General features: G+C 54.8%; 25 protein-coding genes. 13 read left to right on the top strand and 12 right to left on the bottom strand.

Annotated elements, in window-relative coordinates:
* Positions 1-47: 47 nt before the first annotated feature.
* Together K3T83_RS47955 and K3T83_RS47950 are read right to left on the bottom strand one after the other, a co-directional pair.
* Positions 48-212, bottom strand: coding sequence for a hypothetical protein (locus K3T83_RS47955; protein ID WP_220210247.1), 165 nt, complete (start codon positions 210-212; stop codon positions 48-50).
* Positions 209-589 carry a hypothetical protein gene (locus K3T83_RS47950; RefSeq protein ID WP_220210246.1) on the bottom strand — a complete coding sequence of 127 codons (381 nt, stop codon included), beginning with the start codon at positions 587-589 and terminating at the stop codon, positions 209-211. Before K3T83_RS47950 ends, K3T83_RS47955 begins: the two co-directional genes overlap by 4 nt.
* A 224-nt stretch (positions 590-813) precedes the next feature.
* Between K3T83_RS47950 and K3T83_RS47945 the strand changes: the two genes are divergently transcribed.
* Genes K3T83_RS47945 through K3T83_RS47935 form a run of 3 tightly spaced genes read left to right on the top strand, consistent with a single transcriptional unit; the run spans position 814 to position 3,850 of the window.
* The gene (locus tag K3T83_RS47945) at positions 814-1,491 is read left to right on the top strand and encodes a TetR/AcrR family transcriptional regulator (RefSeq protein WP_220210245.1); all 678 of its coding nucleotides are present in this window, start codon (positions 814-816) and stop codon (positions 1,489-1,491) included.
* Positions 1,488-2,408 carry a glycoside hydrolase family 2 protein gene (locus K3T83_RS47940; RefSeq protein ID WP_220210244.1) on the top strand — a complete coding sequence of 307 codons (921 nt, stop codon included), beginning with the start codon at positions 1,488-1,490 and terminating at the stop codon, positions 2,406-2,408. The genes K3T83_RS47945 and K3T83_RS47940 overlap by 4 nt, the downstream gene beginning before the upstream one ends.
* Positions 2,357-3,850 carry a glycoside hydrolase family 2 TIM barrel-domain containing protein gene (locus tag K3T83_RS47935; RefSeq protein ID WP_220210243.1) on the top strand — a complete coding sequence of 498 codons (1,494 nt, stop codon included), beginning with the start codon at positions 2,357-2,359 and terminating at the stop codon, positions 3,848-3,850. The genes K3T83_RS47940 and K3T83_RS47935 overlap by 52 nt, the downstream gene beginning before the upstream one ends.
* Before the next feature lie 104 nt (positions 3,851-3,954).
* On the opposite strand, the gene K3T83_RS47930 is transcribed toward K3T83_RS47935, so the two are convergent.
* The 3 genes from K3T83_RS47930 to K3T83_RS47920 all read right to left on the bottom strand — a co-directional run bounded on the left by K3T83_RS47930 (position 3,955) and on the right by K3T83_RS47920 (position 9,239).
* Positions 3,955-4,818 carry a hypothetical protein gene (locus K3T83_RS47930; RefSeq protein WP_220210242.1) on the bottom strand — a complete coding sequence of 288 codons (864 nt, stop codon included), beginning with the start codon at positions 4,816-4,818 and terminating at the stop codon, positions 3,955-3,957.
* A 77-nt stretch (positions 4,819-4,895) separates the two neighbouring features.
* The gene (locus K3T83_RS47925; RefSeq protein ID WP_220210241.1) at positions 4,896-7,067 is read right to left on the bottom strand and encodes a protein kinase domain-containing protein; all 2,172 of its coding nucleotides are present in this window, start codon (positions 7,065-7,067) and stop codon (positions 4,896-4,898) included.
* A 72-nt stretch (positions 7,068-7,139) separates the two neighbouring features.
* Positions 7,140-9,239: a WD40 repeat domain-containing serine/threonine protein kinase gene (locus K3T83_RS47920; RefSeq protein WP_220210240.1), complete on the bottom strand. Its 2,100-nt coding sequence runs from the start codon at positions 9,237-9,239 to the stop codon at positions 7,140-7,142.
* A 247-nt stretch (positions 9,240-9,486) separates the two neighbouring features.
* Here K3T83_RS47920 and K3T83_RS47915 point away from each other — a divergent pair, with 247 nt between their 5' ends.
* Both K3T83_RS47915 and K3T83_RS47910 read left to right on the top strand, forming a co-directional pair.
* On the top strand, positions 9,487-10,368 hold the full coding sequence (locus tag K3T83_RS47915) for an AraC family transcriptional regulator (RefSeq protein ID WP_220210239.1): 882 nt from the start codon (positions 9,487-9,489) through the stop codon (positions 10,366-10,368).
* Between the two features lie 54 nt (positions 10,369-10,422).
* On the top strand, positions 10,423-11,352 hold the full coding sequence (locus tag K3T83_RS47910) for a YobF C-terminal domain-containing protein (RefSeq protein ID WP_220210238.1): 930 nt from the start codon (positions 10,423-10,425) through the stop codon (positions 11,350-11,352).
* A 90-nt stretch (positions 11,353-11,442) separates the two neighbouring features.
* On the opposite strand, the gene K3T83_RS47905 is transcribed toward K3T83_RS47910, so the two are convergent.
* The 3 genes from K3T83_RS47905 to K3T83_RS47895 all read right to left on the bottom strand — a co-directional run bounded on the left by K3T83_RS47905 (position 11,443) and on the right by K3T83_RS47895 (position 14,539).
* Positions 11,443-12,447, bottom strand: coding sequence for a quinone oxidoreductase family protein (locus K3T83_RS47905; protein WP_220210237.1), 1,005 nt, complete (start codon positions 12,445-12,447; stop codon positions 11,443-11,445).
* Between the two features lie 133 nt (positions 12,448-12,580).
* Positions 12,581-14,053, bottom strand: a complete 1,473-nt coding sequence (locus K3T83_RS47900; protein WP_220210236.1) for an amidohydrolase family protein — start codon at positions 14,051-14,053, stop codon at positions 12,581-12,583.
* 177 nt (positions 14,054-14,230) lie between these two features.
* Positions 14,231-14,539, bottom strand: coding sequence for a hypothetical protein (locus tag K3T83_RS47895; protein WP_220210235.1), 309 nt, complete (start codon positions 14,537-14,539; stop codon positions 14,231-14,233).
* Between the two features lie 265 nt (positions 14,540-14,804).
* Here K3T83_RS47895 and K3T83_RS47890 point away from each other — a divergent pair, with 265 nt between their 5' ends.
* From K3T83_RS47890 to K3T83_RS47870, 5 genes are all read left to right on the top strand, one after another.
* Complete coding sequence (locus K3T83_RS47890; RefSeq protein WP_220210234.1) at positions 14,805-15,629, top strand: IclR family transcriptional regulator domain-containing protein; 825 nt, start codon at positions 14,805-14,807, stop codon at positions 15,627-15,629.
* Positions 15,630-16,170: 541 nt separating this feature from the next.
* On the top strand, positions 16,171-17,418 hold the full coding sequence (locus K3T83_RS47885) for a CaiB/BaiF CoA transferase family protein (protein WP_220210233.1): 1,248 nt from the start codon (positions 16,171-16,173) through the stop codon (positions 17,416-17,418).
* A gap of 73 nt (positions 17,419-17,491) precedes the next feature.
* Complete coding sequence (locus K3T83_RS47880) at positions 17,492-18,295, top strand: citryl-CoA lyase (protein WP_220210232.1); 804 nt, start codon at positions 17,492-17,494, stop codon at positions 18,293-18,295.
* 57 nt (positions 18,296-18,352) lie between these two features.
* A complete protein-coding gene (locus K3T83_RS47875; protein WP_220210231.1) occupies positions 18,353-19,213 on the top strand; it encodes a DODA-type extradiol aromatic ring-opening family dioxygenase in 861 nt (286 codons plus the stop codon).
* Positions 19,210-19,572 carry a hypothetical protein gene (locus K3T83_RS47870; protein ID WP_220210230.1) on the top strand — a complete coding sequence of 121 codons (363 nt, stop codon included), beginning with the start codon at positions 19,210-19,212 and terminating at the stop codon, positions 19,570-19,572. Before K3T83_RS47875 ends, K3T83_RS47870 begins: the two co-directional genes overlap by 4 nt.
* A 297-nt stretch (positions 19,573-19,869) precedes the next feature.
* Here the strand turns inward: K3T83_RS47870 and K3T83_RS47865 are convergent, their stop codons facing one another.
* Complete coding sequence (locus tag K3T83_RS47865) at positions 19,870-20,622, bottom strand: metallophosphoesterase family protein (protein WP_220210229.1); 753 nt, start codon at positions 20,620-20,622, stop codon at positions 19,870-19,872.
* A 166-nt stretch (positions 20,623-20,788) separates the two neighbouring features.
* On the opposite strand from K3T83_RS47865, the gene K3T83_RS47860 reads away from it, so the two are divergent.
* Positions 20,789-21,463, top strand: coding sequence for a TetR/AcrR family transcriptional regulator (locus K3T83_RS47860; RefSeq protein WP_220210228.1), 675 nt, complete (start codon positions 20,789-20,791; stop codon positions 21,461-21,463).
* Positions 21,447-22,607 (top strand): FAD-dependent monooxygenase, encoded by a 1,161-nt coding sequence (locus tag K3T83_RS47855; RefSeq protein ID WP_220210227.1) that lies wholly within the window; start codon positions 21,447-21,449, stop codon positions 22,605-22,607. The genes K3T83_RS47860 and K3T83_RS47855 overlap by 17 nt, the downstream gene beginning before the upstream one ends.
* 197 nt (positions 22,608-22,804) lie before the next feature.
* On the opposite strand, the gene K3T83_RS47850 is transcribed toward K3T83_RS47855, so the two are convergent.
* Entirely contained in the window at positions 22,805-23,464 is a 660-nt protein-coding gene (locus tag K3T83_RS47850) for a hypothetical protein (RefSeq protein ID WP_220210226.1), read from the bottom strand.
* On the opposite strand from K3T83_RS47850, the gene K3T83_RS47845 reads away from it, so the two are divergent.
* Positions 23,457-23,966 (top strand): cupin domain-containing protein, encoded by a 510-nt coding sequence (locus K3T83_RS47845; protein ID WP_220210225.1) that lies wholly within the window; start codon positions 23,457-23,459, stop codon positions 23,964-23,966. The two genes, K3T83_RS47850 and K3T83_RS47845, sit on opposite strands and share 8 nt — an antisense overlap.
* Positions 23,967-24,048: 82 nt before the next feature.
* Here K3T83_RS47845 and arsM read toward each other — a convergent pair whose 3' ends face one another.
* Positions 24,049-24,990, bottom strand: coding sequence for an arsenite methyltransferase (gene arsM / locus K3T83_RS47840; RefSeq protein WP_220210224.1), 942 nt, complete (start codon positions 24,988-24,990; stop codon positions 24,049-24,051).
* Entirely contained in the window at positions 24,965-25,684 is a 720-nt protein-coding gene (sigZ, locus tag K3T83_RS47835) for an RNA polymerase sigma factor SigZ (protein WP_220210223.1), read from the bottom strand. The genes arsM and sigZ overlap by 26 nt, the downstream gene beginning before the upstream one ends.
* Between the last annotated feature and the right edge of the window lie 4 nt (positions 25,685-25,688).

The raw sequence follows: 25,688 nt of genomic DNA, 5'->3' as shown, positions 1-25,688 counted from the left end.
AACCCCATCTACTCTTTTAGCACCCTCACACGAGGCGTGTGAGTAATCTAGGGAGTAGTGGCAGGCAGGTCATCCTCCGTGTCAGGGTTGATCGCCGGTAATTCTCCATCCGTAGTGGGAATGAGGCCTGCCTCTGCAAACTCGTCGAAATCAGGACCGTTATCGATGATCCCTGAAATCTCATCTACCTCATCCTGATCGTCGTCCTTCATATACAGGAGATAAAACCAGTACCATCGCACACCTCCCACGAAGCCATTTCAGCACCTATCAACATACCAAATTGCGCCCAGTTAGGGAGCGGCCATACGGGGAACAGGGCTACTTTCAACGGCCATGCAGGAGACTGCTCATGCCCAAAGGCGTACAGGGCCAATCTCGTCCTGATCGCCTTTGCTATGGGATACCGATATTTCATCAGGGCTGCAAAAGCTTGCATCATTTTCAGCGCCAGATCATCAATCATGATGGTAGGCTCTGATCCTGCCAATTGATAGGCATTTAAATACTTCTGGTAAAGGCTCTGATCGCAATAGTACACACGCGACGGCTCTGGGAAATCATAGTCGGCAAGCCATTGCCGCGTCACATCAACCGTCTCTGACTTACGAGCGGCAACGTAACAGAAGGGATAGCGTCCTGAAATACGTCAATACTCCCTCATAGTCTTTCTAAAATCGCCTGCTATCATCGTGATCCCTTGAAAGCGCAAATGAACTTGCGCCTTCATTGACATTTCTTCGCCAGCCTGTTATAGTAAATTTAGACATGTTGTAAAAATTGCTGCCTTCTGTAAGTATTTGGTTACTCTGTATGGATTCCAACAACCAGAGACGGAAAACGTATCAGCACCATCGCGAGAACCAGCGCGAGCGGATTCTGGAGGCGGCTGAAACGTTATTTATCCGCGACGGCATCGATCATGTAAGCATTGGCGATATTGCCGCCGCTGCCCGCATTTCTCGCATGACGCTTTACGAATACTACCCCAATAAGCAAGAAGTCGCCTGGGCCATTTTCCAGAAGCTCATCGAAGATATGCAGGCCGATCCCCCTGGTCAACTGCTGCAATCAGAAGGGACCGGTTTCCAGCGCATTAAGCACACAATGCTGGTGCTACTCGATCTGCTGGAGCAACACCCGGAACATCTGCGCTTCATCGTTGAGTTCAATTCGCTCTATGCGCGAGAGGGCAACCCCGCTCGCGTACGGCACATCGTTGAGCAAGCGTGGCCTGGAGGCCACGACCCACTCGCTCAGATGATCCAGCAGGGCATTACGGACGGGTCGCTCCGCCCGGACCTGAACCCCGACCTGCTCTCCGCTGCCATCTGGAATCTGCTTAATGGCATGAATAGCCGCTTTGCGCTGCTGGGCGACCTCATCCGTGAAGAGTATGGTCAGCCAGTAATGGAGATGTATCGGGAAATCTGCCGTGCTTTTCTGCGCGGCATCCAATCTATCCCCTCTTCTCAGGAGGAAACACTATGATCAAACAATCCTTCGACCTCGATTGGGAATACTCTGAGGCGTCAGGCATGATGGCGCAGTTCTTCGCCCAATGGCAACCCGTCAACCTGCCGCACGATGCCATGATTGCCAAACCGCGAGCTGCCAGCAATCCATCCAGCAGTCACGGCGGGTATTTTCCGGGCAATGTCGCCAACTATCGCAAAAAGTTTCTTGTGCCCGAAGAATGGCGCGGACAAAGCGTGCAACTGGAGTTTGAAGGTGTGTACATGAACGCCGAAGTCACCATCAACCGCCAGTTGTTACGCTTGCAGCCGTACGGGTACACCAGTTTTGTGGTAGATATCACCTCCGCTCTGGCTTATGGGCAGGAAAACGAAGTGGTGGTCTCCGCGAACACCACTGCTCAACCTAATTCTCGCTGGTATTCCGGAACAGGCATTTATCGGCATGTCTGGTTACGTAGGGGAGGAGATGTCCATATTCAGCCCCAGGGAGTCTTTGTCACAACCCCAGTTGTCGATCCAACTGTTTCAGTTGTCCAGATTGCAACCGAACTGGCAAGCCTGTCCGAAAGCTACGAGGGAGCCACCTTGCGTACCACCATCCTGAATGGAGAGGGCACAGAGGTTGCGCAGACCGAAACGCCGCTGAAAGGGTTCTCCGTTCAGCAAACCCTGCTGGTGAAGAATGCCAGGCTGTGGTCAGTGGATGAACCCTATCTCTACACGTTGTTGAGCGAAGTGCTACTTGGAGACGCAGTTGTTGACACCGAGACAACTACCTTTGGCATCCGCTCGATCAGCGTAGATGCTCAAAACGGCTTCCGGCTGAACGGCGTTCCGCTGAAATTGAAGGGGGCTGTATACATCACGATCATGGTCCATTGGGTGCTGCCAGCTACGACCGTGCCGAAGAGCGCAAAGTCGAATTGTTGAAATCCTCCGGGTTTAATGCCCTGCGCTCCGCCCACAACCCGCCCGCACCCGCGCTGCTCGATGCCTGCGACCGCCTGGGCCTGCTGGTGATCGATGAAAGCTTCGATTGCTGGCGTCAGGGCAAGAACCCCAATGATTATCACGTGTATTTTGAGGAATGGTGGCAGCGCGATACGGAAGCGCTGGTCAAACGTGACCGCAACCACCCTTCTGTAATTATGTGGTCGATTGGCAACGAGATCCCGGAGGCTCTAGGTATTCCCGATGGGGCGAGCTGGTCCCGGCATCAGGCGGATTTTGTACGCAGCCTGGATAGCACTCGCTTTGTGACCTCTGCCATAGTCATGTACATTGACACTGAGGCGATGACGACCGGCGATATCAGCCAGCTTGGACCTTCTCCGGTTCCAGATGACCCGGAAAAAGACATCTGGACGAAGCTGACCACTCAGTTTGCCCAACCCCTGGATGTGGTTGGCTATAACTACATGCATCAGCGCTACGCAGGAGACGGAACACGCTATCCCGGTCGGATCATTGCCGGAACCGAGACCTGGCCTCACATGGCCTATGACTACTGGAAAGAAACAGAACGGCTGCCCCATGTGATCGGCGATTTTGTCTGGACCGCGTGGGATTATCTGGGTGAAGCCGGGATCGGGCAGGTAGTTTCCGATGGCAATCTCACCTTTGCTGCTCCATATCCCTATCACCTGGCAAATACTGGCGATTTTGATATCTGCGGCTTCAAACGCCCGCAATCCTTCTATCGTGATCTGCTCTGGGGAGTGCGAACCGAACCGTTCATTGGCGTCCTCGAACCGCAACTTACTGGCAAACAACTCAAATTCCTGCCCTGGGGATGGGAACCCGTCATCGAGAGCTGGACCTTCCCCGGCGAAGAAGACAAACCAATCCAGGTTGATACCTACGCTGTGGATGAGGAAGTGGAATTGTTCATCAATGGAGTGTCGTTCGGGCGCAAGCCAGTCAGCCAGAACAAAGCAACCTTTGATGCTATCTACCAACCTGGTATCATCGAGGCAGTCGGCTACAGCTCTGGGAAAGAGACGAGCCGCACCTCCTTGAGAACCGCTGGTGCCCCGGCTGACATGCGCCTGACGCCTGATCGCGATACCATTGATAGTAAATACGGCGATCTGGCCTACATCACAGTGGAGATTGTGGATCAGGATGGGCATGTCGTGCCAACCGCTGAGCATGAAGTCTCGTTCGAGGTGTCAGGTGCTGGAGAACTCATGGCGGTCGGAACGGCAAACCCGATGTCTGAGGAATCATATCTGGGCAAGCAGCGCAAAGCGTGGCATGGGCGCTTACTGGCTATAGTGCGCAGTAACGGGCAATCTGGCGACATCGTGTTCAGCGCTCGCTCCGATGGGTTGCCCCCATTGGAAATCCGGTTGAACGCGAAGGAGAACTGAGACCTCCCCTTTCCCCACTAATAGGGTTTTGCACATGAAGGAGTTGAGCCAGGCTTTTGGATTTTTCCAAAAGCCTGGCTCTCTTCAATGCGTTTCAACACAAATTACAAACGCCAGATCTTGAAGTTGGAATAGGCCACCTCTGGATACTCTGTATGACCACTGAACGTCGCAGCTTCCAGGTCGAAACTCCCTAGTTGATATGTCGAATCGCTCACACTGCCTGCGCTCTGATCGTTTACATACCAGGTAAACGATCTACCTCTCGCAACCAGACCAATTGTATTCGTCTGACCATAACCAGTATGGAAGGCTGAGCTAGCACCACTCATCAGTTCTTTTGTGTCAGACGAGGTTGAGAGCAAAAAGCGGTAATTGCTATCTTTATCGAACAAAATCCTGTATCCAAGGTATCCTGGTTGATTTACTTGCCGAAAAGTGATACCTCCCTCATCTCCCTTGAGGATAGTCATTTTGACCTCAAGGGTAAAATCACTGAAATTAAGCACAGAGTTACCGTCGTTGGTAAGCTCGCAGTTTACTAGATATCCTCTCACAACATCGGTCACATGGTACGCATTACCTTGAAAGGCACAGGTACTATCCTGTTCCCATCTCCAGGATTGTGTCGTGGATTGATCAGTTGTCAGAGGATCATAAAGCATCAGCTTCCCATTTGCATAAGGATCAGGCACGCTCGCCACCGTTGCCGTCGCCCGGCTGGTAGTGATCTCTGTGCCCGCAACCTTCGTCTGAGCAATCGAGGTGGCGTCCTCCTTCGCGGTTGTGGATAGAGCAGCTGTGGCCGTCCCGTTGCTATACCCAGTCAAGCGCGTTGTGCGCACAAAGAGAAACATCAAAACAGAGCTACCGCTGATGATGACAATCATCACCAGGAGGAGCGCGATTCTTTTAATTCTCACGTCTGACGCGGTTTGTTGTACAGTGGAAGAACTATTCTCATACATAGAGCAGCCTCTCAAAATCAGCAAACAGGTTATCTCGCTTTTTATGGCTCTCCATCGCGAGAGCACCAAATATTGTGTCAGGCCGATGGCGTCGGTTGAGCGCTCTGCCCCCAACCGACTTTCCAGACATAGATCGCATTATTGTTGCTGTCACCTCGATCGACCGCCGCAATATATTGACCATCCGGCGACCACGCAATCTTCACTACGTCAGGAATATCCGATGGTGGGGTGTTATAGCTAACCGCATTTGTTCCGCTGGCTGCATCCCAAACCTGGAACGAATGTAGACCTCTCACATTCTCTGCTCCACTCGAAGCGATATGCTTGCCGTCAGGAGACCAGGCGATAGGAGTAAACAACCAATCACTATGAATAACAATACGCTTGCCCGTTGCAGCATTCCAGATATGCACGCTATCGTCTCCCCGGCACGCCGATGCGATCCTACTGCTATCGGGAGACCACACAAAAGCATAGACATCCTCCCTGGGTTCGTGCTGGTATGAGCAAACGCGCTGCCCGGTCTGCGCGTCCCACACATTCAACAACCCACTCTCATACTCAGTTGAGGCAATATAGCGATTATTGGGCGACCAGACCGGAGCAATTGAAAGCTTTTGATTGGGAGTGACGGCTATAGAGGCTCCGGTCTGAGCATCCCACACATGCAAAATGGTGTCGCTGCTCCATGAAAGTAGCCGCTTCCCATCCGGCGACCAGTACAGTGCAACGGCCCTGTCATCAACGGCAAGAGATGCAATCGTTGCGGCCGTCTGCGCATCCCAGATATGCACGAGATACGCGTCCGAGGAGGTATACCCATCCTTCAACGATGCAATACGCTTCCCATCAGGGGAAAATGCAATAGAGCGGATGCCAAACCCTGGAGATGCGCTCACATGGCCCGTATAGGTCGTCACGTCCTGACCGCTTGCCATATCTCGCACATGTACACGCTCTTCTCTCTCGTAGGGACTTTTCCCCAGGCTCCAGGCCACAAGCAGATGTTGCTGCGCCCATTGCAGCGTGTACAGACTTTTTTTCGGAGCGGTCCAGGTGATGATATGATTTCCATCAGCGGCATCCCAGATCTGAACAGTAGAACTGCCGTAATCTACGGTGGCGATCTGCTTCCCATCCGGCGACCAGAAGAGATCAAAATCATGGAGTATCCCGCCGGTGAATAGCACCTGACTTTGATAGGTATAGATCAGCTTTGGCGGGGAAGACACAAATGCCTTCAGGCCGGCTTGTTGTTTGAGGAGTATGCTCCCTCCGATTCCTGCGACTATGGCTGCACCTCCCAGACCCAGCCCCGTGAGCAACCAGCGCCGCGAGACTCCTCTCCGTGCTGGTATCCGTGCCAATGCCTCTGGCTCCGTCAGCGCCGAATGCAGAGCATGCTCTGGCGCTGACGTCGGTGGAGCGGGCGGAAGCTTCTGAGCATCGGGCACGGTAGCAGCTACGCTCGCCGCTACAATGGGGACAGATCTCGCAAGCGGTTGAGCAGGTTGCACCTTGCCGCTTTTGCTCGCCTGTTCCAGCGCTGTGGCAAATACCTGGATGGTTGCGAAGCGTTGTCCCGGATCTGTGGCCTGTGCCGTCGTCAACACCTGCTCGACCTCCTGTGGAAGCTTTGATGATGCTCCACCAAGCAACTCATGCGCTATCGTTGCCAGACTATACTGATCGCTTGCTGGCTGCGAAGCCTGCTGAGGCAATTCAGGGACCAGATATGGATTATCTGGCACAAAATCCGGGAATACGAGGGACAGCAGAGTTGCCAGTCCAAAGCCAGTGATCAGGAGGCTTTTATCTCGTTCGCGTTGCAACATCTGTTCCGGGCGCAGATCTCCATGAGTGATCCCCTGCTCATGAGCATAGTGCAGGGCGCTGGCAGCTTGCTTCACATACGCTACAACGGTGTCGAGCGGCAGTTGCGTCCCTTCAGGATAGAACTGTCTTAAGGAAGCTGGCACATATGCCTGCACCAGAAAAGGAGTGCCGTGATAGAGATCGCCATCCAGGGTGCGCACAATATGTGGATGAATGAGGCCAGCAATACGCTGCACCGTCTCCTGAAAGGGTGTGATCTGCTCTTCCGTCAGGCTTGCACGCAGGACAATGATCCTGGCTATTGCCTTCATACGAACATGTTCGCCCAGATAGCTCTCCGTAAATGTCTCGCGGTGCAAGACCCGCGTGAGCGTATAATTACCCAGTTGTTGACCGAGCAGTTCACTCATAATGTCTTCCTCTTTTTCTTTGCAGCAAAAAATATGGTCACGGCGCTGGTCAATGATGGCGAGGGCGCAACTTCAAGGTGCTTGCCAGAGGACGATCTGAGCAGAGGAGGCGGCGATAATGTACCGTCCATCTGGGGACCAGTCCAGCCCGGTAACGGAGGTCAGGTGATGGATGCGAAGCCGCTCACCAGTTTTTGTGCTCCAGACGTGTATCCCCGGTAGTTCGCTCCCATTGCTGACTGAAGCGATATATGCTCCATCTGGCGACCATGCAAAGGCATCGATAGAACCAGAGTGTCCCCGGTAGATCATCATGCTATTTCCCGTGCTGGCCTGCCAGATTTGAATAAATGCAGCCCTGGAAACGCCGCCACCGGCGATATAAGCGCTATCAGCAGACCAGCCGAACCAGACAGGCCATCCCGGTTTACCGTCCATTTCCGCCTCAGCTACGTCTCTCCCGTTATCTGCCTGAAAAATACTGATCGAATGTCCGGTGAGTATGCCAGAAATGGCAATATACTTGCCATTAGGTGATCCTCTCATTCCACCATCGGGCGGGGTAGTCGTCTGGCCTTCTACCCAGGAAAAACTATGAGCGACCTTGCCATTCGTCGCACTCCAGATACGCACCTGCCCATCGCCTTCCGCTGTCATGATAAACTTGCTATCAGCAGACCAGGAGAGATTTATGAAGGGAGCGCGTCCCTGATAAGTCAAAATATTCTTCCCATTGGACGCATTCCAGACAAAGACCTTGCGCCCTGTGCCTATCATTACATCTCCTCCCATGACAACTGCGATGAGCTGACTATCGGGCGACCAGAGCATATCGAGGAATGGATCAGCCTGACTTTTATACGTGGTAACGATCCTCCCATCAACCGGCGTCCAGACGACTACCTGCATATGAGAGCGATCCAGCGCCGCGAGATATTTCCCATCGGGCGACCAGCTCAGGTACTCGACGGCACTACCAAGCGTATATGAATATTTCACATCACTATTCGCCGAGGAAGTGGACGGCAGGCTCGAAGCGCTTAGATAGCCAAGCAGGGCAGCGCTCCCCACGCTCACCCCACCGGCAACCAGGCCAGTGATAACCTCACGACGGGAGACAAGAGGAACAGACGGGAGACGGAGTTGGGCTGGTAGTAACGGTGCCGCACTCGGAATCGGCATGTCCTTCTGTGTCACGGCAGAGGGCGTTGGACTCAGCGGAGCAGAGACAGTACGGTCCACAGGTGGCTCCTGCGGTACTGATGGTTTTTGGTCAGATGGGAGCACAACAACCGCGTTTGAAGGAGCGGAGGCGCGTATAATTTCGCCAGTATCAAGCACAGGAGGAGATATGGTTGCCTGGCCCATAACGGCCCGCTCCAGGGCCGCAGCAAAGTCTTGCACGGTCGCAAAACGCTCCTCCGGGGCTTTCGCCAGCGCTTTTAAGACGACCTGATCCACTTCCTGCTCTATCCCCAGAACGTGGGTCCGTAGAGGCGGGACAGGGACGCCCAGGTGTTGGGCGATGATCTCGACCGCTGACCCCTGAAAGGGCAGCGTGCCGCTCAACCATTGGTAAACCGTGATAGCCAGCGCATATTGATCACTGGCCGGGCGAGGCTTCCCCTGGATCTGCTCTGGTGCCATGTAGGGTAACGTTCCCATCGATGCTTGCGTACTCATGGACGATGTAGAGTGAGCAATGGCAACGATACCAAAGTCGCTGAGCAATACCTCATCCATGCGCCCCACAAGCATATTTTCAGGTTTCACATCGCGGTGAATCAACTTTTGTTCATGAGCATAGGAGAGTGCATCTGCCACCTGTCGTACATATTCGACCACCCGCCCAGACGGGACGCGTGCGCCTCTTGCATGCCGTTGTCTGAGCGAACCGCCCGGCGCATAATCCAGCACCAGGAAGGGTCTTCCCTGCTGAGCATCAAAATCCAGTACATGCACAATATGAGGATGCGCTAGTTCCGCAATCACCTGGGCCTCGCGCTGAAAAGCTGCCACCCCTTCGTCAGAGAGATGTGCATGGAGAATTTTCACGGCAGCAGCGATACGTAGACGTACATGTTCCCCCAGATAGACTTCAGCAAAGCCTCCTCGCCCTAGCAACTGCGTGAGTCGATAGCTCCCCCAGAGTTGACCGGTCAGGTCATCCATAAAACGTCACCTCATGCGCGTTGTCATTTTGCAGCATTATAGACAAAATCGTCAATGCATACCAGTTCCTTCTGATTGCCGTGTTCTAAGTTAATTGCAGAAGGTAGAATATATGTACATATCTCAAGAGTATACAGCTTTTAGGCATTGAAGACAAGGATGCGAAAAATGAAAGAGCGCAAGAATGGACCAGTCCCATCATTCTACTGCTGATATACTGTTCTCATCGATCAGGAAAGGGGATGCCATGAACTATCGCGTATGTATCCAGGAGAGCCTTGATTACATTGAAGATCACCTGAAAGATGATCTGACAGCCGAAACTCTGGCAAGGATTGCCGGTTTCTCTCCCTATCATTACTATCGCGTGTTTCAAGCGTATGTTGGCAAACCCGTCATGGAGTACATCAGATGCAGACGGTTGGCCTACGCAGTCGTAGAGCTTGCTCAGGGCAGGCGAATCCTCGATATTGCCCTGGACTACGGGTTTGAAACCCACAATGGGTTTAGCAAGGCGTTTCGCAAGCTCTATGGGTGTTCGCCAGAAACGTATCGTCTGCATGGCACAGAACAGGTTCCCGCGAAGGTGGATCTGTTTCTGTTTGCTCAGTACCGGCTGAAAGGAGCCATAGTGATGGAACCGCAGATTGTGACCAAACCAGCATTCAAAGTGGCAGGCTATGAACTGAAGACGACGACTCGCGATGGTGTAAACAACCAGGAGGTTCCGGCATTCTGGGGCAGTATGACCAGGGAACGCCTTGACCTGCTACACAACCAAATCCCAAGTGTGGGCAAGGCTGAACTGGGTATGTGTTTCCCAATTGACCCAGCCAACGGGGATTTTTCGTATGTTATTGCGGTCGAGGTCAGTGATTTCAACGGCATTCCGGCAGATCTGTTCACAGCAGAAATCCCGGAGGCAGTCTACGCCATTTTCACTACTCCAGCCAACGATGGGGAAGCGAATATGACACCCGCGATTCAAGGAAGCTGGAAATATATCCACGAAGTCTGGTTCCCCACCTCCGGCTATGAGTTTGCTGAAGGAAAAGCGGATTTTGAGTTCTATCCCTGCACCAATCCGGTAGAAAAGGTCAAGATCTATATTCCAGTTACAAAGAAGTAGAACATAGAAAAAAGGGAGAAGGGGATGTCAACAGAGAATGAAGGAGGAAGGACGATGGTACCATACGTCGGAAGCGGTGATTATTGCTATAGTTATAGTCTATACATGAGCCTGCTGGGAAGCGGAGCCAGCCCTGATCATCTACCCTCACCAGGCTTTTTGGAATGTCTCTCCACGATGCCCTTTGGCAACACCTATCACAGCAGGGACAAGCTCTTCCTCTTCGACGCTTTGGATGCCGACCCGGGAGTCACTCGTGCGATAGAGACGCTGGGATGGACCTGCCAGTTGACTCGAGGCGGTGATGAACAGAGCGCCATAGAGCGTCTTCGTGCGGCGGTAAAGCTAGGCCCTGTGTTGCTCGGCCCTCTGGATATGGGTTACCTGAAGTATCATCCCAACTATGCCTTTCTTGGTGGAGCGGATCATTTTGTGGTGGCGCTGGACGTTTCGCCGGACCACGTCCTGGTCCATGATCCAAAAGGGTTCCCCTACGCCACCCTCCCATTTGACGATCTGCTGCAAGCCTGGCGCGCAGAGCGCATCCGCTATATCGACAAGCCCTATACCATGCGCGCGGATTTCCGTCTGGCAGAAACGGTGAGTCGGAAGGCTATGATCGCGCGGACCCTGCCATATATCCGAGAAAACGTACAACGAGATCCCGGGGGACCAGAGGTTTACGGCAGCGTGCAAGCATTGCATATGCTGGCAGAAACATTGCGTGCAGAGGTACCAGAGCATCTCGCCGGGCATCTGCTCTACTTCGCCTTCCCACTTGCCGTTCGGCGCAACCTGGATGCGCAGATCTTTCTGGCAGAAGGGAATCAGCTGGAGGCAGCAGCGCTGCTCGAACAACAGGCACGCCTACTGGGTCAGGCGCAATATCCCGGGGTGCAGCACTCCTGGTCGGCAGTTGCCGCTTTGATCGATCAGGTCGCCGACATAGAAGAGCGCTTCATCGCCGTGTCTGCCTCCTGGTAACGCTTCGCCACCCGTACAGGACAGGCTTCGTCTACTACACGGCTGAACGGGTAATGGGAGTATGGCAGCTATCAACACAATTTGCAGGAGTTATTCAGGCACAAGGATCAACTTGCAACGAGCCGATCCCGCCTGACGCTCCCAGGCTTCGGCGATTCGTGAGAGCTGCATTGTTTCTCGCTCGACCGTACAATTACCTGCAACAGCATGTTTGAAGATTTCTGTAAGCGCCTGCCCCTTCTGTTCGTGGGTCAGCGCGCTATTGGTATAGCCGAGAATGTTGTGGAGCTTGCTGCGCAATAGTGAAGACTCGAAGCGCACGGAGGGGCCAGCGGCAGAACCAATGTTGACCAGCCTGCCATAAGGGGCCAACACACGCACAGCCGCCTCCGCTGGCAAGCCCCACACAGGATCGATAACGAGCTGCAAGGGACCGTCACAGGCCGCTGCCATCCGCTTGCTGATCTCGTCCACGTCGTCGCCCGTGAGATCCACAACCGCATCAGCGCCATGCGAGAGCGCCCGATCGCGCCCGATCGCGTCGCGTGAGGCCGCAATCACACGACGCGCACCGAGCACTTTCGCCGCCTGCACCGCCACCTGTCCAACCGCGCCACTCGCGCCCAGCACAAGCACTTGCTCGCCCGGCGCGAGTTGGCCCCGCCAGGTGAGCGACATCCAGGCGGCAATAGCCGACAATCCGAGGGACGCGGCGAGGTCCGTTTCAATCTGCTCAGGCAGCACGAGCGCCGACGACTCATCGACTACACAATAGCCCGCCAAACTGCCATCCCCCGGCTTCATACCAGCATCGCAGGAGAACCACACCCGTTGCCCAACAGGAAGCTCGTCAGCCTCGATCACGACGCCGATCCCCTGCACGCCTGGGATATAGGGCAGTTGTGGAGCGCCAAAGTAGGATTTGCCAGATGCACACAACAAATCTAAGGGGCTGATCGGCGCTGCTACGACCTGTAGCAACGCCTGCCCCTTTTCCCGTTGAGGAGGAAGAGGTCGAAGGAGATATTTGGGCGGAGCAGCGTGCGTGTGAATCACCGCTGCTGACATCGTGTCTGGCATATCAAACGTGCGCATGGCCTTCTCTCTTCAGCTGTCCATAAAGTATTTCGTAGTTTCCCGATTTATCGGGAGGGGTGCGCCACCAATCTGGGCGGAAATGGTATCCGCCTCCCGATAAATCGGGAAACTACGAAATATTTTGCAACACTTACCCGTTCTCCTGATCCTGCGATGCTTGCGCCTGTTTTGTATACATATACGGGTTATCTATAGACTCAACCTCAGCCTGTGCAGGATTCATCGACTCGTTCCATGCCTGCTCGCCCATCTTCGTTCGTGCATACTCCACAGTCTTTGCAACGGCCTGCTTCGCTGCCGCAAGGTCAATACCAACAAGACGATGATTGTGCTTGACGACTTTTCCATTGACCAGAACCGTATGCACATCTCCGCGTCCAGCCTGGAATACAACATGGCCGTATGGGTGAAGCAGCGGGAACATGACCGGCGACAGATCATTCTTAATCAAGACGAGATCCGCCTTTTTCCCGGGGGTGATGCTGCCAATGAAGCTATCCATCCCCAACGTCTGCGCACCGCCGAGCGTTGCCCAGTTCACCACCTGCTCTGCTCGCAAATGGCTGAGCATCACGGTTTCGTTGCGCTTGTGTGCCTCCATATGCTCACGAGAACGATCTGCATTGAGCGTGGCCCGCATCGCTGAAAACATATCAGCGCTCCACCACACGCTGGTATCCATCGAGAGGGAAACTGGGATGCTATGTCGCCGCAGCAACCATGTTGGAGGATAGCCCTGACCAGCGTTGCATTCGCTCTCTGCCGATACCGAGGCATGGCCGCCCGTAGCTGCAATACGCTGATAGGAATCATCGGAAAGGGTTGCCGAATGGACATAGACGGTGGAAGGGGTCATAAACCCATGTTCATACATTAAACGAATGCCCGTATCATTGGTGGCACCCCATACGCCCGCGTGGGTCGTTACAGGCAGATTGAAGTCACGCGCCGCCTCAAACGCGCCCTTCTCTGGAAACGCGGGATCACCTGTCACATCAAAGGCAATCTGCATACGGAGCATATCTCCACGCCCATCGATGCGCCTCTTGATGAAGTTCGCAAACTCCGGTGCCTTTGTCCATTGCCAGGGGGCACCAAGCAGATTGCCATATGCCAGAACAAACCGACCCGGCACCGCTTCAAGGGCGTCAACCGCCGCATCAGCATACTCGATCGTCTGCAAACCGTGCGACCAATCGACGGTGGTTGTCACGCCAGCATCAACGGCCTCGAACGCGGCCAGCAGATTGCCAGCATAAATATCTTCTGGACGAAAGATTTTGCCCCAATTGAGGTAATAGAATTGAAAATAGTTCGTGAGGGTCCAATCTGCACCAAAACCACGCAGCGCCGTCTGCCACATATGGCGGTGCGTATCGACCATTCCCGGCATGAGGATGCCATCGGTTGCGTCGATCTCCACTGTTCCATCCGGGACGGCAAGCTGGCGTCCCACTGCCGCGATCTGATCGGCGACCACGAGGACATCTCCGCCTTCAACGACGCCAAAGGATGGATCAATGGTCAATACAGTGGCGTTGCGAAATACGACTGGGCGGCCTGCTGGGAAGCGATCACTGTCTGCTCCTGAGATCTGGCTCATTGTATTCACCTCATTGTGTCCTGACCACCGAACGCAATGCAGGCCACATCACACCTTCTCGATGCCAGTCACCTGCTGAACATCTCTGTCCATGTCCTGGTAGCCCTAATGCGATACCGCTCTTCAAAGTGCTGACGTTGACAATTCAAATATGTCCGCTCTACGGACAATCGTCCATTAAATAGTACACAACTGACGAGCCTCTGTCAAGGATGGTGTTGCAAACAAATCAACATCGCGGTCGCAGGGCTTTCCAGTTCTCCGCTCAAAGGGGTGCAGGGGTCTCCCTGCCGGGGTCTGGGGTGTCCCCAGTTTCCTTCCCTCCTTCGCGCGCCGCCGCAGGCGGCGCGCAAAAGAGAAGAAAAAAGGTTTTTGCGGGGACACCCCGCACCCCGGCAAAGGGCTGCCGCCCTCTGCACTCCCGCTAGATGGGAGAATTGGAAAGCCCTGATCGCGGTCGCCAGGGCTTTCCAGTTCTCCGCTCAAAGGGGTGCAGGGGTCTCCCTGCCGGGGCCTGGGGCGTCCCCAGTTTCCTTCCCTCCTTCGCGCGCCGCCGCAGGCGGCGCGCAAAAGAGAAGAAAAAAGGTTTTTGCGGGGACACCCCGCACCCCGGCAAAGGGCTGCCGCCCTCTGCACTCCTGCTAGATGGGAGAATTGGAAAGCCCTGTCGCGGTCGCCCGGTCCCTGGACAGCAGAGAGTGTTTCTGTTACGATGAAAATAAGAAACGTCGATAGGTAATCAGAGGGAAAGATGCACAGCGAAACAGGACCAGATTTCATCGAAGCACTGGCACGTGGCCTCAATGTGATCCGCGCGTTCGGACCACTGCGACCAACAATGACGCTCAGCGAGGTGGCAGCCGCCACAGGGTTGGCTCGACCAACCGCACGCCGCATGTTGCTCACTCTTGAGGAGCTAGGCTATGTACGCACATGTCATGGAGAGTTCTCGCTCACGCCACGCGTCCTGGAGCTCGGAATGGCCTATATCGGCTCGACCAACCTATGGGACATCGCACGCCCACATATGAAACAGCTCGTGGAACGCACGAATGAGTCATCCTCAATCGCCCAACTCGATGGCGCTGATATCGTGTACGTCGCGCGTGTGGCAGTTCCCAAAATCATCACTATCGCCGTGACCATCGGCACCCGCTTTCCCGCCCTTCAGACCTCTCTGGGCAAAGTCTTGCTGGCAGAACTCCCGGCTGACGAACTGGAACGCGTGTTGGCAATACCAAGTCGCTCCGGCATCGCCCCGCTCTGGAGACCGGGCGCACAGGAGCGCAACCGCGCCCTTTGCGAGATTCGCGAAAGAGGATGGGCTATCGCTGATGAACACCTGGCCTACGGCATTCGCTCCATTGCCGCTCCCCTCCGCGACGGGACGAACCGCGTTGTTGCGGCCCTTAATGTGAGCGTACATGCCGCCGAAACAAGCATCGAGACGCTGACAGAACAGTATCTCCCCTGGCTGCTGGAAACGGCGTCTGCGATCAGTTCCGACTGGGCACGCTGGCAAAACCGTCCACAGATGATCGTTGGCACCGATCCATCAAGTATTCCCGTCGTCTAACAAACTCTGGCATTGGTCTTCCGTCCCTTGACATCGATCCGCACAGTCATCTATACTTAATTCAACGGACGATGGTCCGTAGAGCGGACACAGACAGATGTATACTAATCTCTGGCAGCAATACGTGAGTTTTATAATTAAATACTGGTAATGAGTGTTGTTGTAGTTGCGCGAGTATTGGTGCATCTGGCAATTGAAAGGGGAATGGCTCTGGGCACAGCGGATTTCGGGTCCACCCGTAGCGACAAGGGGAGGCGGGGAGAGGGCGCAGGGGCCTTGCGCTTGTCGTCCTCGCTATATCGTTTGTCTGTTTCTCGGTTGCCGTGTGCCCCAACAGCGACAAGCGCAAGGCCCCCGCAACCCCACCACACCACCTCTTGTCGCTACGGGTGGGGGAAATCATCTCTCTCCCTGACGCATTTGCCGGATGCACCAATACTCGCGCAACTACAACAACACTCATTACCAGCGTAAAATGTTAAAATGCATATATGGCCCACAGAGAAAAGGTACATTATGAGCATACGGAAGCGGGAATCTTATGCCAGAACAGGACAACGACACGCCGGAACAAAACCATGAGCAGCAGACGCAGAAGACAGACCATCGCCCCGGTCCACTTGATGGCCTCTTAGTCGCCGACTTCTCGCGCGTCCTCGCCGGTCCCTACAGCACCATGCTGCTGGGAGATCTCGGCGCAACGGTGATTAAGGTCGAGAGTCCTGCTGGCGATGATACCCGCACCTGGCTGCCCCCAACGCGCAACGGGGTCGCAACCTACTATATGGCGATCAACCGCAACAAGCGCTCGGTTGTCCTCAATTTCAACGACCCTGCCGACCTGCAACTGGCCCGCGAACTGGCCGCCCGTGCCGATATCTTCATCGAAAATTTTAAACCCGGCGGTCTCAAGCGCTTTGGCCTCGATTACGACACGGTGCAGCAGCACAACGCCAGTATTATCTACGCCTCGATCAGCGGTTTTGGCACGGCTCAGGGAGCCTCTCTACCCGGATACGACATTATCGTGCAGGCGATGTCCGGCTTAATGAGTCTTACTGGCGACGCAGATGGACCAGCCTACCGCTCCGGGATTTCCGTCTTTGATGTGATGTCCGGGCTGCACGCAACTATTGGCATCCTGGCCGCCCTCAACCATCGCAACCAGACTGGAGAAGGCCAGCATGTCGAAGTCAGCTTGCTTGCCACAGCCCTCTCAGGCATGGTCAATCACACGTCGGCCTATGTCGCGGGCGGCGTTATCCCAACACGAATGGGCAACGCTCATCCCAGCCTGTTCCCTTACGAACCCTTGCCAACGGCTGATCTGGAACTGGTGATTGCAGCCGGGAACAACGGACAATTCAACAAACTGTGTGATATTCTCGGCCTGCCTGAGTTGCCACATGATCCCCGCTTTGCCAGTAACCAGAAGCGCACCCGCAACCGCGAAGCCTTGCGCCCTCTGCTGGTTGAACGATTACGCACAAAAACGGCCCGAGAATGGTTTGGCCTCTTGAGCGCTGTTGGGGTTCCGTGCGGCCCGATCAACGATGTCGCAGGAGGAGTCACTTTCGCGCGCGAACTCGGACTCGATCCCGTCGTCGAGGTTGGCACCGGAGATAATGCCGTGCCAATGATTCGCCACCCGATCACGTTTTCCCGCACGCCTCCGCGTCACGAACTCCCACCTCCAGAGCTTGGACAGGACAACGAACTGATTCGCGCCTGGCTCAGCCAGACACGCTCATCAAGTGGGAAACCGGAAGAATATCTGCAAGACTTATGAACACTACCCAGGATGTCCTGGCAGTCCCCCGCGTCGAGAGGGCTGAGTACCATTGGAACGGACAAGGGAACTTATGGAATATCCAACCGGCATCGGCACATCAGATACCACCACCATTCGTCTGCTCGGGCACGATCTTGCGAAGGAGCTAATCGGCAACGTCGGTTTTGGCGAACTGGCCCTCTGGCTCGCCACACAGCAGCGACCAACGCCGCAACAGGTGCGAGTATTCGAGGCTGTCCTCGTCTCGCTGGCCGATCACGGCTTTACTCCAACCGCTATCGCCGCTCGCCTGACTCTATACAGCGCCCCGGATGCACTTCAAGGCGCGATGGCAGCCGGTTTGCTGGGTGGCGGCTCGCGCTTCCTCGGCGTCACAGAAGATACAGGTCGCTTTCTCGCCGACACGCTGGCGACCGTTGGCGATCACCTGCCAGAAACAGACGAGCAATGGGATACCCTGGCACGCCGCGCTGTCCGTGAGCAACGTGCGGCTGGCCGTTTTGTTCCAGGCTTAGGCCACCCGGTCCATAAAACCGCTGATCCGCGTACCGAGGTCATCATCGCAATCGCCGAGCAGGAGAACCTGCGAGGGCCACACCTGCGCCTGTTTGAGGCAATCGGTCGCGTCCATCCAGAGATACTTGGTCGCAAGTTGCCGCTCAACGGGGCCGGGGTAGCTGGTGCGGCTCTCGCTGATCTCGGGCTGCCACCGCAATTGTTGCGCGGCGTCTCTCTGCTCGCACGTGCGGCTGGCCTGCTTGGTCATATCGCTGAAGAGTTGCACAACCCTATCGCGCCCGCTATTTACGCAACTATCGATCGCAACGCCGTCTATCAGCCACCTGAGCACAACGAAACAACAGAACAGCACTAGCCAGATCTACTCAACAATACCTGCCACGTGTGCAGGGTCTATCCTAAGGAGGAACATATGGCAAACCTTGTCGCTGTCCTTGCCACCACGCATCACCCGTTCTTCTATCGTGCCAGCACTGCGCCGCCGGAGGAAAGGCCCGACTTTGCCGATGAATGGGTGCGGAAGGTGACGGCCTACCGCGAGACGCTAACCAGAGCTAAACCTGATGTCCTGGTTATGGTCGGCTCCGATCACTTCCACCAGCTTTTCTACGACAACATGCCGCAGTTTCTTATCGGCAAAGCCCCCTTCTACGACGCGAACTATTATAATGAAGAGCGCGAATTTGGACTGCCCCACATGGTTCTCAAGGGACATGAAGAGCTGTCGGCCTATCTTCTGCGAGCCGGGCTGGATGCCGGGTTCGATTTCGCGTTTAGCAATGAGTTGCGCGTAGACCACAGTATTACCTGTCCTATTATCACCACGCGTCCCCAGGCAGATCTGCCCATTGTCCCCATCTACACAAACATCTTCGCGCCACCATTGCCCCAACCCTGGCGCTTTGTCGAACTGGGCCGTACCCTGCGCATCCTGATCGATAACTGGCCCAGCGAAGAGCGCGTCGCCGTCATTGGCACCGGTCATCTTTCCCTCGAACTTGGTGGGCCGCGCCAGTTCGGTCCTCATGGACCCGATCCCGATTTCGACCGCAAAGCAGTGGAGTGGATCGCCTCCGGTGACATTGAGGGAGCCTTACGCGAAGTCTCGCTTGATAGCCTCTGGAATCCAGGCAATGCCACGCACGGCTTCCTCGACTTCATGCTCATGATGGGGGTTGCCGGACCAGTCAAGGCCGATTACGTCGATTCCCTCGACCTGTTCCACACGATGGAGGCCTATTTCACCTGGTATCCGAAAGGAGTCGATGCATGAGCAAATATCTTCTCAACAAGTTTCTCTTCACTATCGACCGCGACCCGGAACTGGTTGAGCGCTATCGCGAAGACCCCAGAGGTACAGTCACCTGGTGGGAAGCTGAACGGGCCAACGCGATCCTGAATCTGCCAGAAGGCGAGGCTAGCAGCTGGCTGAGTTTTACCGACGAAGAGCGAGAGGCGCTCTCGACCCACGATTACGTCAAGCTGTTTGAGCTGGGGGCGCACAATTTCCTGACCCTCACGCTCTTTATCGCCCTATTCGAGCGCGACTACTCCGAGCCACTGGGCTTCCAACTTGAGTATGCGCGCAAACTTCAGCACTGGTCGCTGCCCTATCCAGACATCACCACCTGATCGAATGTAATTGTAGTCGAGCGATTATTGGTGCATCCGGCAATTGAAGGGGGAGAGAGGGGTTCTCCCCATCCGTAGCGACAAGGGGCGGTGTGGAGGGGTTACGGGGGCCTTGCGCTTGTCGCCGCTGGGGACGAGGATGGGTGCAAAGAGATACCAGGGTCTTGGCCTGGGGAGCGCGACAAGCGCAAGGCCGCCAAGACCCCCTTGCCCCCCTTGTCGCTACGGGTAGACCCAACATCCTCTGTGTCCAGAACCATTCCCCCTTCAATTGCCAGATGCACCAATTAATGCTCCTCAGTTCAAGCGTCGATAAAGAGCAATGATTTCTTCCGCGTATGGACGACCACTGGTGCGAATGATTCGAGCCAACTCATCAACATCAAAAGGAATATGGCGAAAGGTGACGCCAAGCTTCGCGCCTTCGGAGGAAATAATCGCGTAATCGGCCCAGGGATCAACACGCATCTGACCTGTTGCAGGATCGGAAAGCTCCCAACAGTACGCCAGGCTCACACTTCCCGGATTGATATACCACGAATCGCCTAACCTCCGCATTTGTTGGGTGTGAGTATGCCCTCCCATCAAAAAGGTTGCGTCAAAGCCGCTCAAGAACTGGCGGATCGTTTCATCCGGCGTGCCAGGGAGAATCACGTCGTCGAATGAATGAGGCGAGCCGTGAAAGCAGAGCAGTTTCTTCCCCGCTTCCAGAGTAATCTCAATCGTTGGCTGGAACTGACCTATAAACGCCTGATCGTCGGCGGAAAGCTGGGCGAGCGCCCAGGCTCTCACCGCCCGCTGTTGGTCGCTGGTTGGCTCCGCTGAAGAGGTATCCTCTCCCGTCAACAACCAGGCGTCTGCATTGCCCATCACAACCGGGCAGTTCAACTCGCGGAGTCGTGCAAGTGTCTCGGCTGGCTGCGCACCTCCTTGCAACATATCGCCCAGGCACACAATCCGTTCAATGCCTTGCCGCTGAATATCGTTGAGGACGGCATCAAAAGCAAAACAATTCCCATGTACGTCTGAAATAATCGCAAGTTGCATCATACACTTCCTTATAAATAATCTGCCAGAACAATACCCTGGATAGTATCATGGCCCATCCTGCTTTCTTTATCCTATCACAGAAATCCCCTTGACTTTTCTTCCACTCAAGCCCTAAAATGACTATAGTCATAAATGATCGTAGTCATTTTTAAAGAGAAAGAGAACAATGACTGACGAAAAAAAACTCATATCTCAGGAAAAAATGAGCCTGCGTGAACGCAATAAGCAGGACAAACGCAAGCGTATCCAGAGAGCTGCGTGGCAACTGTTTACCCAAAAAGGGTTTGCAGCAACCACCACCCGCGAAGTCGCAGAGCTGGCACAGGTGGGGAGTGGAACACTTTTTCTGTATGCCAAAGATAAGCAGGATTTGCTGCAACTAGCCTACTATGAGATGCTCGCCGAGACGGTTGAGCAAGCTTTTCGCACCCTGCCAGCCGGAGAAAACCTGCTCGATACGTTGGTCTATCTGTTCCAGCAATTCTTCCGGCTCTATCAGCAGCATCCCGATAACACACGCGCCTACATCAAAGCGACCATTTTTCAGGAGCAAACACAGATGTACAGCTCACAAACGTTCCAGCAGGTTGCGGACTTCATCCAGCGCATCGCTGTATTGTTGGCACAATTCCAGCAAAAGGGGGAGATTGCACAACATATCTCTCTAGAGCAGGCAAGCACGAACCTCTTTGCACTCTACTTCGCCACCCTGGGTCAGTGGTTAAACGGACAACTTACCTTTGAAGAGGCTCAGGGACAGGCACTACGCCAGGCGTTTGCCTTACAAATTCAAGGCATGCGGCCTGTGAATCAGGAGAATAACGATGACAACGAAAGATAGTAATCTTCCAATTTTGATTATCGGGGCTGGTATCGGTGGGCTGAGTACGGCGCTCGCCCTCCAGCAAGCGGGCTTTGTGGTACGAGTCTTTGAGCGAACGAAGCAGATCAGAGAGGTCGGAGCAGGACTCAGCCTTTGGGCAAATGCGGTGCGGGTCTTGCTGGATCTCGGGCAGGCTGATCTGGTGCAGAGATTGGCCCTCCCGGAAACCACCCTATCTGGTTTCTACACAGCGCGTGGTAAACCTCTGGTGTTGTTCCCTCCGCAAGCGGTCATGGAACAATTTGGCGAACCAACCGTAGTCATTCACCGCGCTGAGTTCCAGGCAGCGCTGCGGGATCAGGTCCAGCCAGACACGATTTACCTGGATAAACAATTTGTCAGCTTTGAACAAGACGAGGCCGGAGTTACGGCCTGTTTCGCTGATGGCGAACGGATTCGTGGCAGTTTGCTGGTAGGTGCCGATGGCATCCATTCGCGTGTACGGCAACAGCTATTTCCCCAACAGAGTCAGCTACATTATGCCGGATACACAGCCTGGCGAGGAATTGCTACAGGGGTTGCTTCGTCCCTTATGGGGGAATTATGGGGTCGTGGTCTGCGCTTTGGCATTGTTCCTTTAACCGAGGGGCGCGTCTACTGGTTTGCCACTCGCAATACGCCAGAAAACGCGGTCGAAAACCCACAGGGGCGACAAAAAGAATTGCTGGAACTGTTTCAAGGCTGGCATCCAACAGTTATCTCGCTCATCCAAGCGACCGAAGCTTCAACCATTTTGCGCAACGATATCTATGATCTTCAACCGCTCACCTCCTGGAGCAAGGGACGTGTGACCCTTCTAGGAGATGCGGCGCATGCGATGACCCCAAATATGGGGCAAGGAGCGTGCCAGGCGCTAGAGGATGCCCAAGTGCTTGCGGATACCCTGCGCCACGCTCAACCCGACGCGCAAGCGCTACTCAGCTACCAGCAGAAACGCATCGCGCGCGCCAGCATGATTGTCACCCGTTCGCGACAGATCGGAACAGTAGCGCAATGGGAACATCCTCTGGCCTGCTGGTTCCGTGATCATATCCTGATGCTTACCCCACCTCGCCTGCTTATCGAACAGCTGAAACCTGTCATGCTTCCCGTGACTCATTGAAACAGACAAAGAGAGCAATGCGCCTCTGGGGACCGCTCTCTTTACCGCATGGGGCAATTAACAGATGAGGGATGGTACATTTGCGAACGAGCGAGAGAAAATCCAACACTGCTCCCGGTGGACATGTCGTTCAGGAAAGCATGTCTATCGGGAGCGGTGTTGGAAAAGCGACGATCCTGGCGCTCATAGAAGGCATTTTAGAATCGGAATCCTAGCAAATTCCAGTAGGCCAGCTCGCCAACGAATGCCAGCGCGGCCAGCGCTACCAGCGTATAATGGATGCGCTGCCCAGGCCTCCAGAAGTGCCTCCACCACACCAGCAAGAGACTCAGGACGACTCCCACGGTCAGGACAGAGGAGATCAGAGCCAGCGTCAGTAGAGCAATCAGCATCGGTGGGACAGAGAATTCGAGCGATTGAGGATTGCTGAGGAGAAGGAAGGCGAGTCCAGCGACGAAGAGGAGATCCAGCACACTCACGATCCCGGCCAGCATATGGAGCAGCAGAGAACAGAGACCACCTGACACCCGCTTACCTGCCCGCTGGAATCTGGCGCGACGAAGGAAACCGAGAGGCCAGGACACCGCCGAGAGCAACAGCAGCACGCTCACGAGAAGCAGCAGGAAGTGCCATGTAGGAGTATCATACCAGGCGGCCTTAGCGAAAGCTTCAAAAGGCGCACTGCTTACCAGCATCGTGGTTCCATCGCTGCCCACATGGAAGATCACTGTCTGCGGCCCATCGGCCTGTTGAAAGACCCATGGTGCAACTTCCACGACATTGAACGCTTGTATACCGGCACCCGTTATAACGAGGTGACCAGCTGAGGCAAGCCTGCGCACCGTCGATTTGCCCAACTCCGTGTTTGCTGCCTTTAGCTCTACTGAACCTCTGAATCCTGCACCAGCGGTGGGCAAACAGACCTGGGACGAGTTTGTTCGCTACTGGTATCACAAGCAGGACGGCTACCCGACTCCGCAAGCGCAAGTTCCGGTGCTGCTGGAGGAGACAGTGCAGGTCCACGATCCCGTCCAGGTGAGTGTGCTGACGGTGACGTTGGAGCCGGGTGCGCAGGGAGCACCACCGCATCGTCATCCAGGGCCAGTTTTCGGCTTCGTCGTAGAGGGAGACATTCTCTTTGAGATGCGCGGACATGCTCCCAGAACCTACAAGCAAGGAGAAGTTTTCTATGAGCCGTATGGATGCGTTCACCTCCTCGCCAACAACCCCAGCCCTTTCAGTCGAGCCATCTTTGTAGCCATTCTGCTCGGTGAGCCGGGTCAGCCTATCCTGACCCCGGTCCAACTTCAGGCAGGCACTAATGACCCGGTAGACGATACTCAATCCAGTTGCCACTGAGCAGTCATCTCGTCGTACGAACTAGAGAAGGAGATCCATGAGAGGACAGACACGTGCGCTTCATGGATCTCTAGACAGGTTATTAGCCCTGCTTTTCGGGCTTGCGCGCTCGGACAAAGGCGCTGATAAATCGTCCATCGACCGAGGCGCGTTCCTGTGGCGAGAGGGTTGCCACAGAACTGTTTGCTCCACTGCTGGCGATATCATCCAGGGAATAGCGCCGTGTCACCTCGATCTCGATATCGACAAATCCGGCCTCCCGCAATAGCGAGCGATAGGTCTCTTCTTCAAGCGCTCCGGCCACACAACCGGCCCAGGACTCCATATCGCGACGCAGGACAGAAGGCAATTCCCCCTGCACAACAATATCTGAGACCGCAAAACGCCCGCCAGGGGTCAGGACGCGATAGGCTTCCCGCAACACCTGACCTTTGTTCGCTGAGAGGTTAATCACGCAGTTGGAGATCACCACATCGACGCTGTTCTCAGGCAGCGGGATTGCCTCGATAATGCCCTTCAAAAACTGGACATTCTCGATTCCCGCCTCCTGGCGATTCCGTTCGGCAAGCTCCAGCATGGGATCGGTCATATCCAGGCCATAGGCAAAGCCTGTTGGTCCAACCCGTCTGGCCGAAAGCAACACATCAATACCGCCGCCACTGCCCAGATCCAACACCTTCTCCCCTGGTGAGAGTTCGGCCAGCGCCGTTGGATTGCCACATCCAAGCGAGGCCAGAGCAGCCGCAACGGGAATCTCGCCCAACTCCATTTGTGTGTAGAGATCAGAGGTAATCGGGTCGCCCTGACTGACATCAGAGGAGCAACAGCTTGACGCACAACAGGATGATGCCTGTGAAACTGGTGCAGGCTGTGATTCTGCAACCTCCGCTGGCCCACAACAACTGGGTCCACAACAGGATGTATCCTGTTCTGAAGGCGATCCAAGCACCTGCAACGCAGTTCGCGCATATCTGGCGCTCACTTCTTGCCGTAACTGTTCATCGCTCTGGGGCACTGTCTTCATGTGCATATTCCTTTCCATTTCTGACTATGAGAAGGGCATCGCGTCCCTCTCGTAAGCCTTTGCTTGAAGAGACGGAATATGGCAAAAAAGGACGCAAGGGTTGGTGGCTCGTTTCGCTCTTGTCGTCACAACAGGCAGGCTGCTCACAACAATCACAGCGTGGTTGATAGTTGAGGATGTGTCCACGACGATCTAACTCAAAGTGGCAACAGGCCAACAACTCTTGCTTGAGCTTTTCTCGCGCACGCTGGACACGCGATTTAGCACCAGAGAATGAGAGGCCCAGGCGCTCTCCCAACTCTTTTTGTGTGAGGCCCTGATACTCGGTGAGAATTAATGCCTGCCGATCCTGTTCGGGCAATGCCAGTACCATCGCCCGAACACAGGGAAGCAATTCACTCACGATATCATCATCGGGCAGATCTTCTGGCAAATCGAGCGCCTCTTCAGCATCCAATGAAGTCATCAGGTGGCGATGACTACGATAATGATCGATAATGAGGTTGCGCGCGATCTGGTAGATCCAACTCTCCAGGCGTCGGGCATCCTTCAGGCTGCTGCTATACTGGTGGATTTTGAGAAACACATCCTGTAACAGATCCTCCGCGGTGGCTTCATCAGAAACCCGACGCCGAATGAACTGATACAGAGGCACGTGAAATGCTTCCCATGTCTGCTCAGTTATAATACTCATCACT

The sequence above is a fragment of the Reticulibacter mediterranei genome, from assembly GCF_016587455.1.
This window is presented reverse-complemented; position numbering and strand designations above follow the sequence as displayed.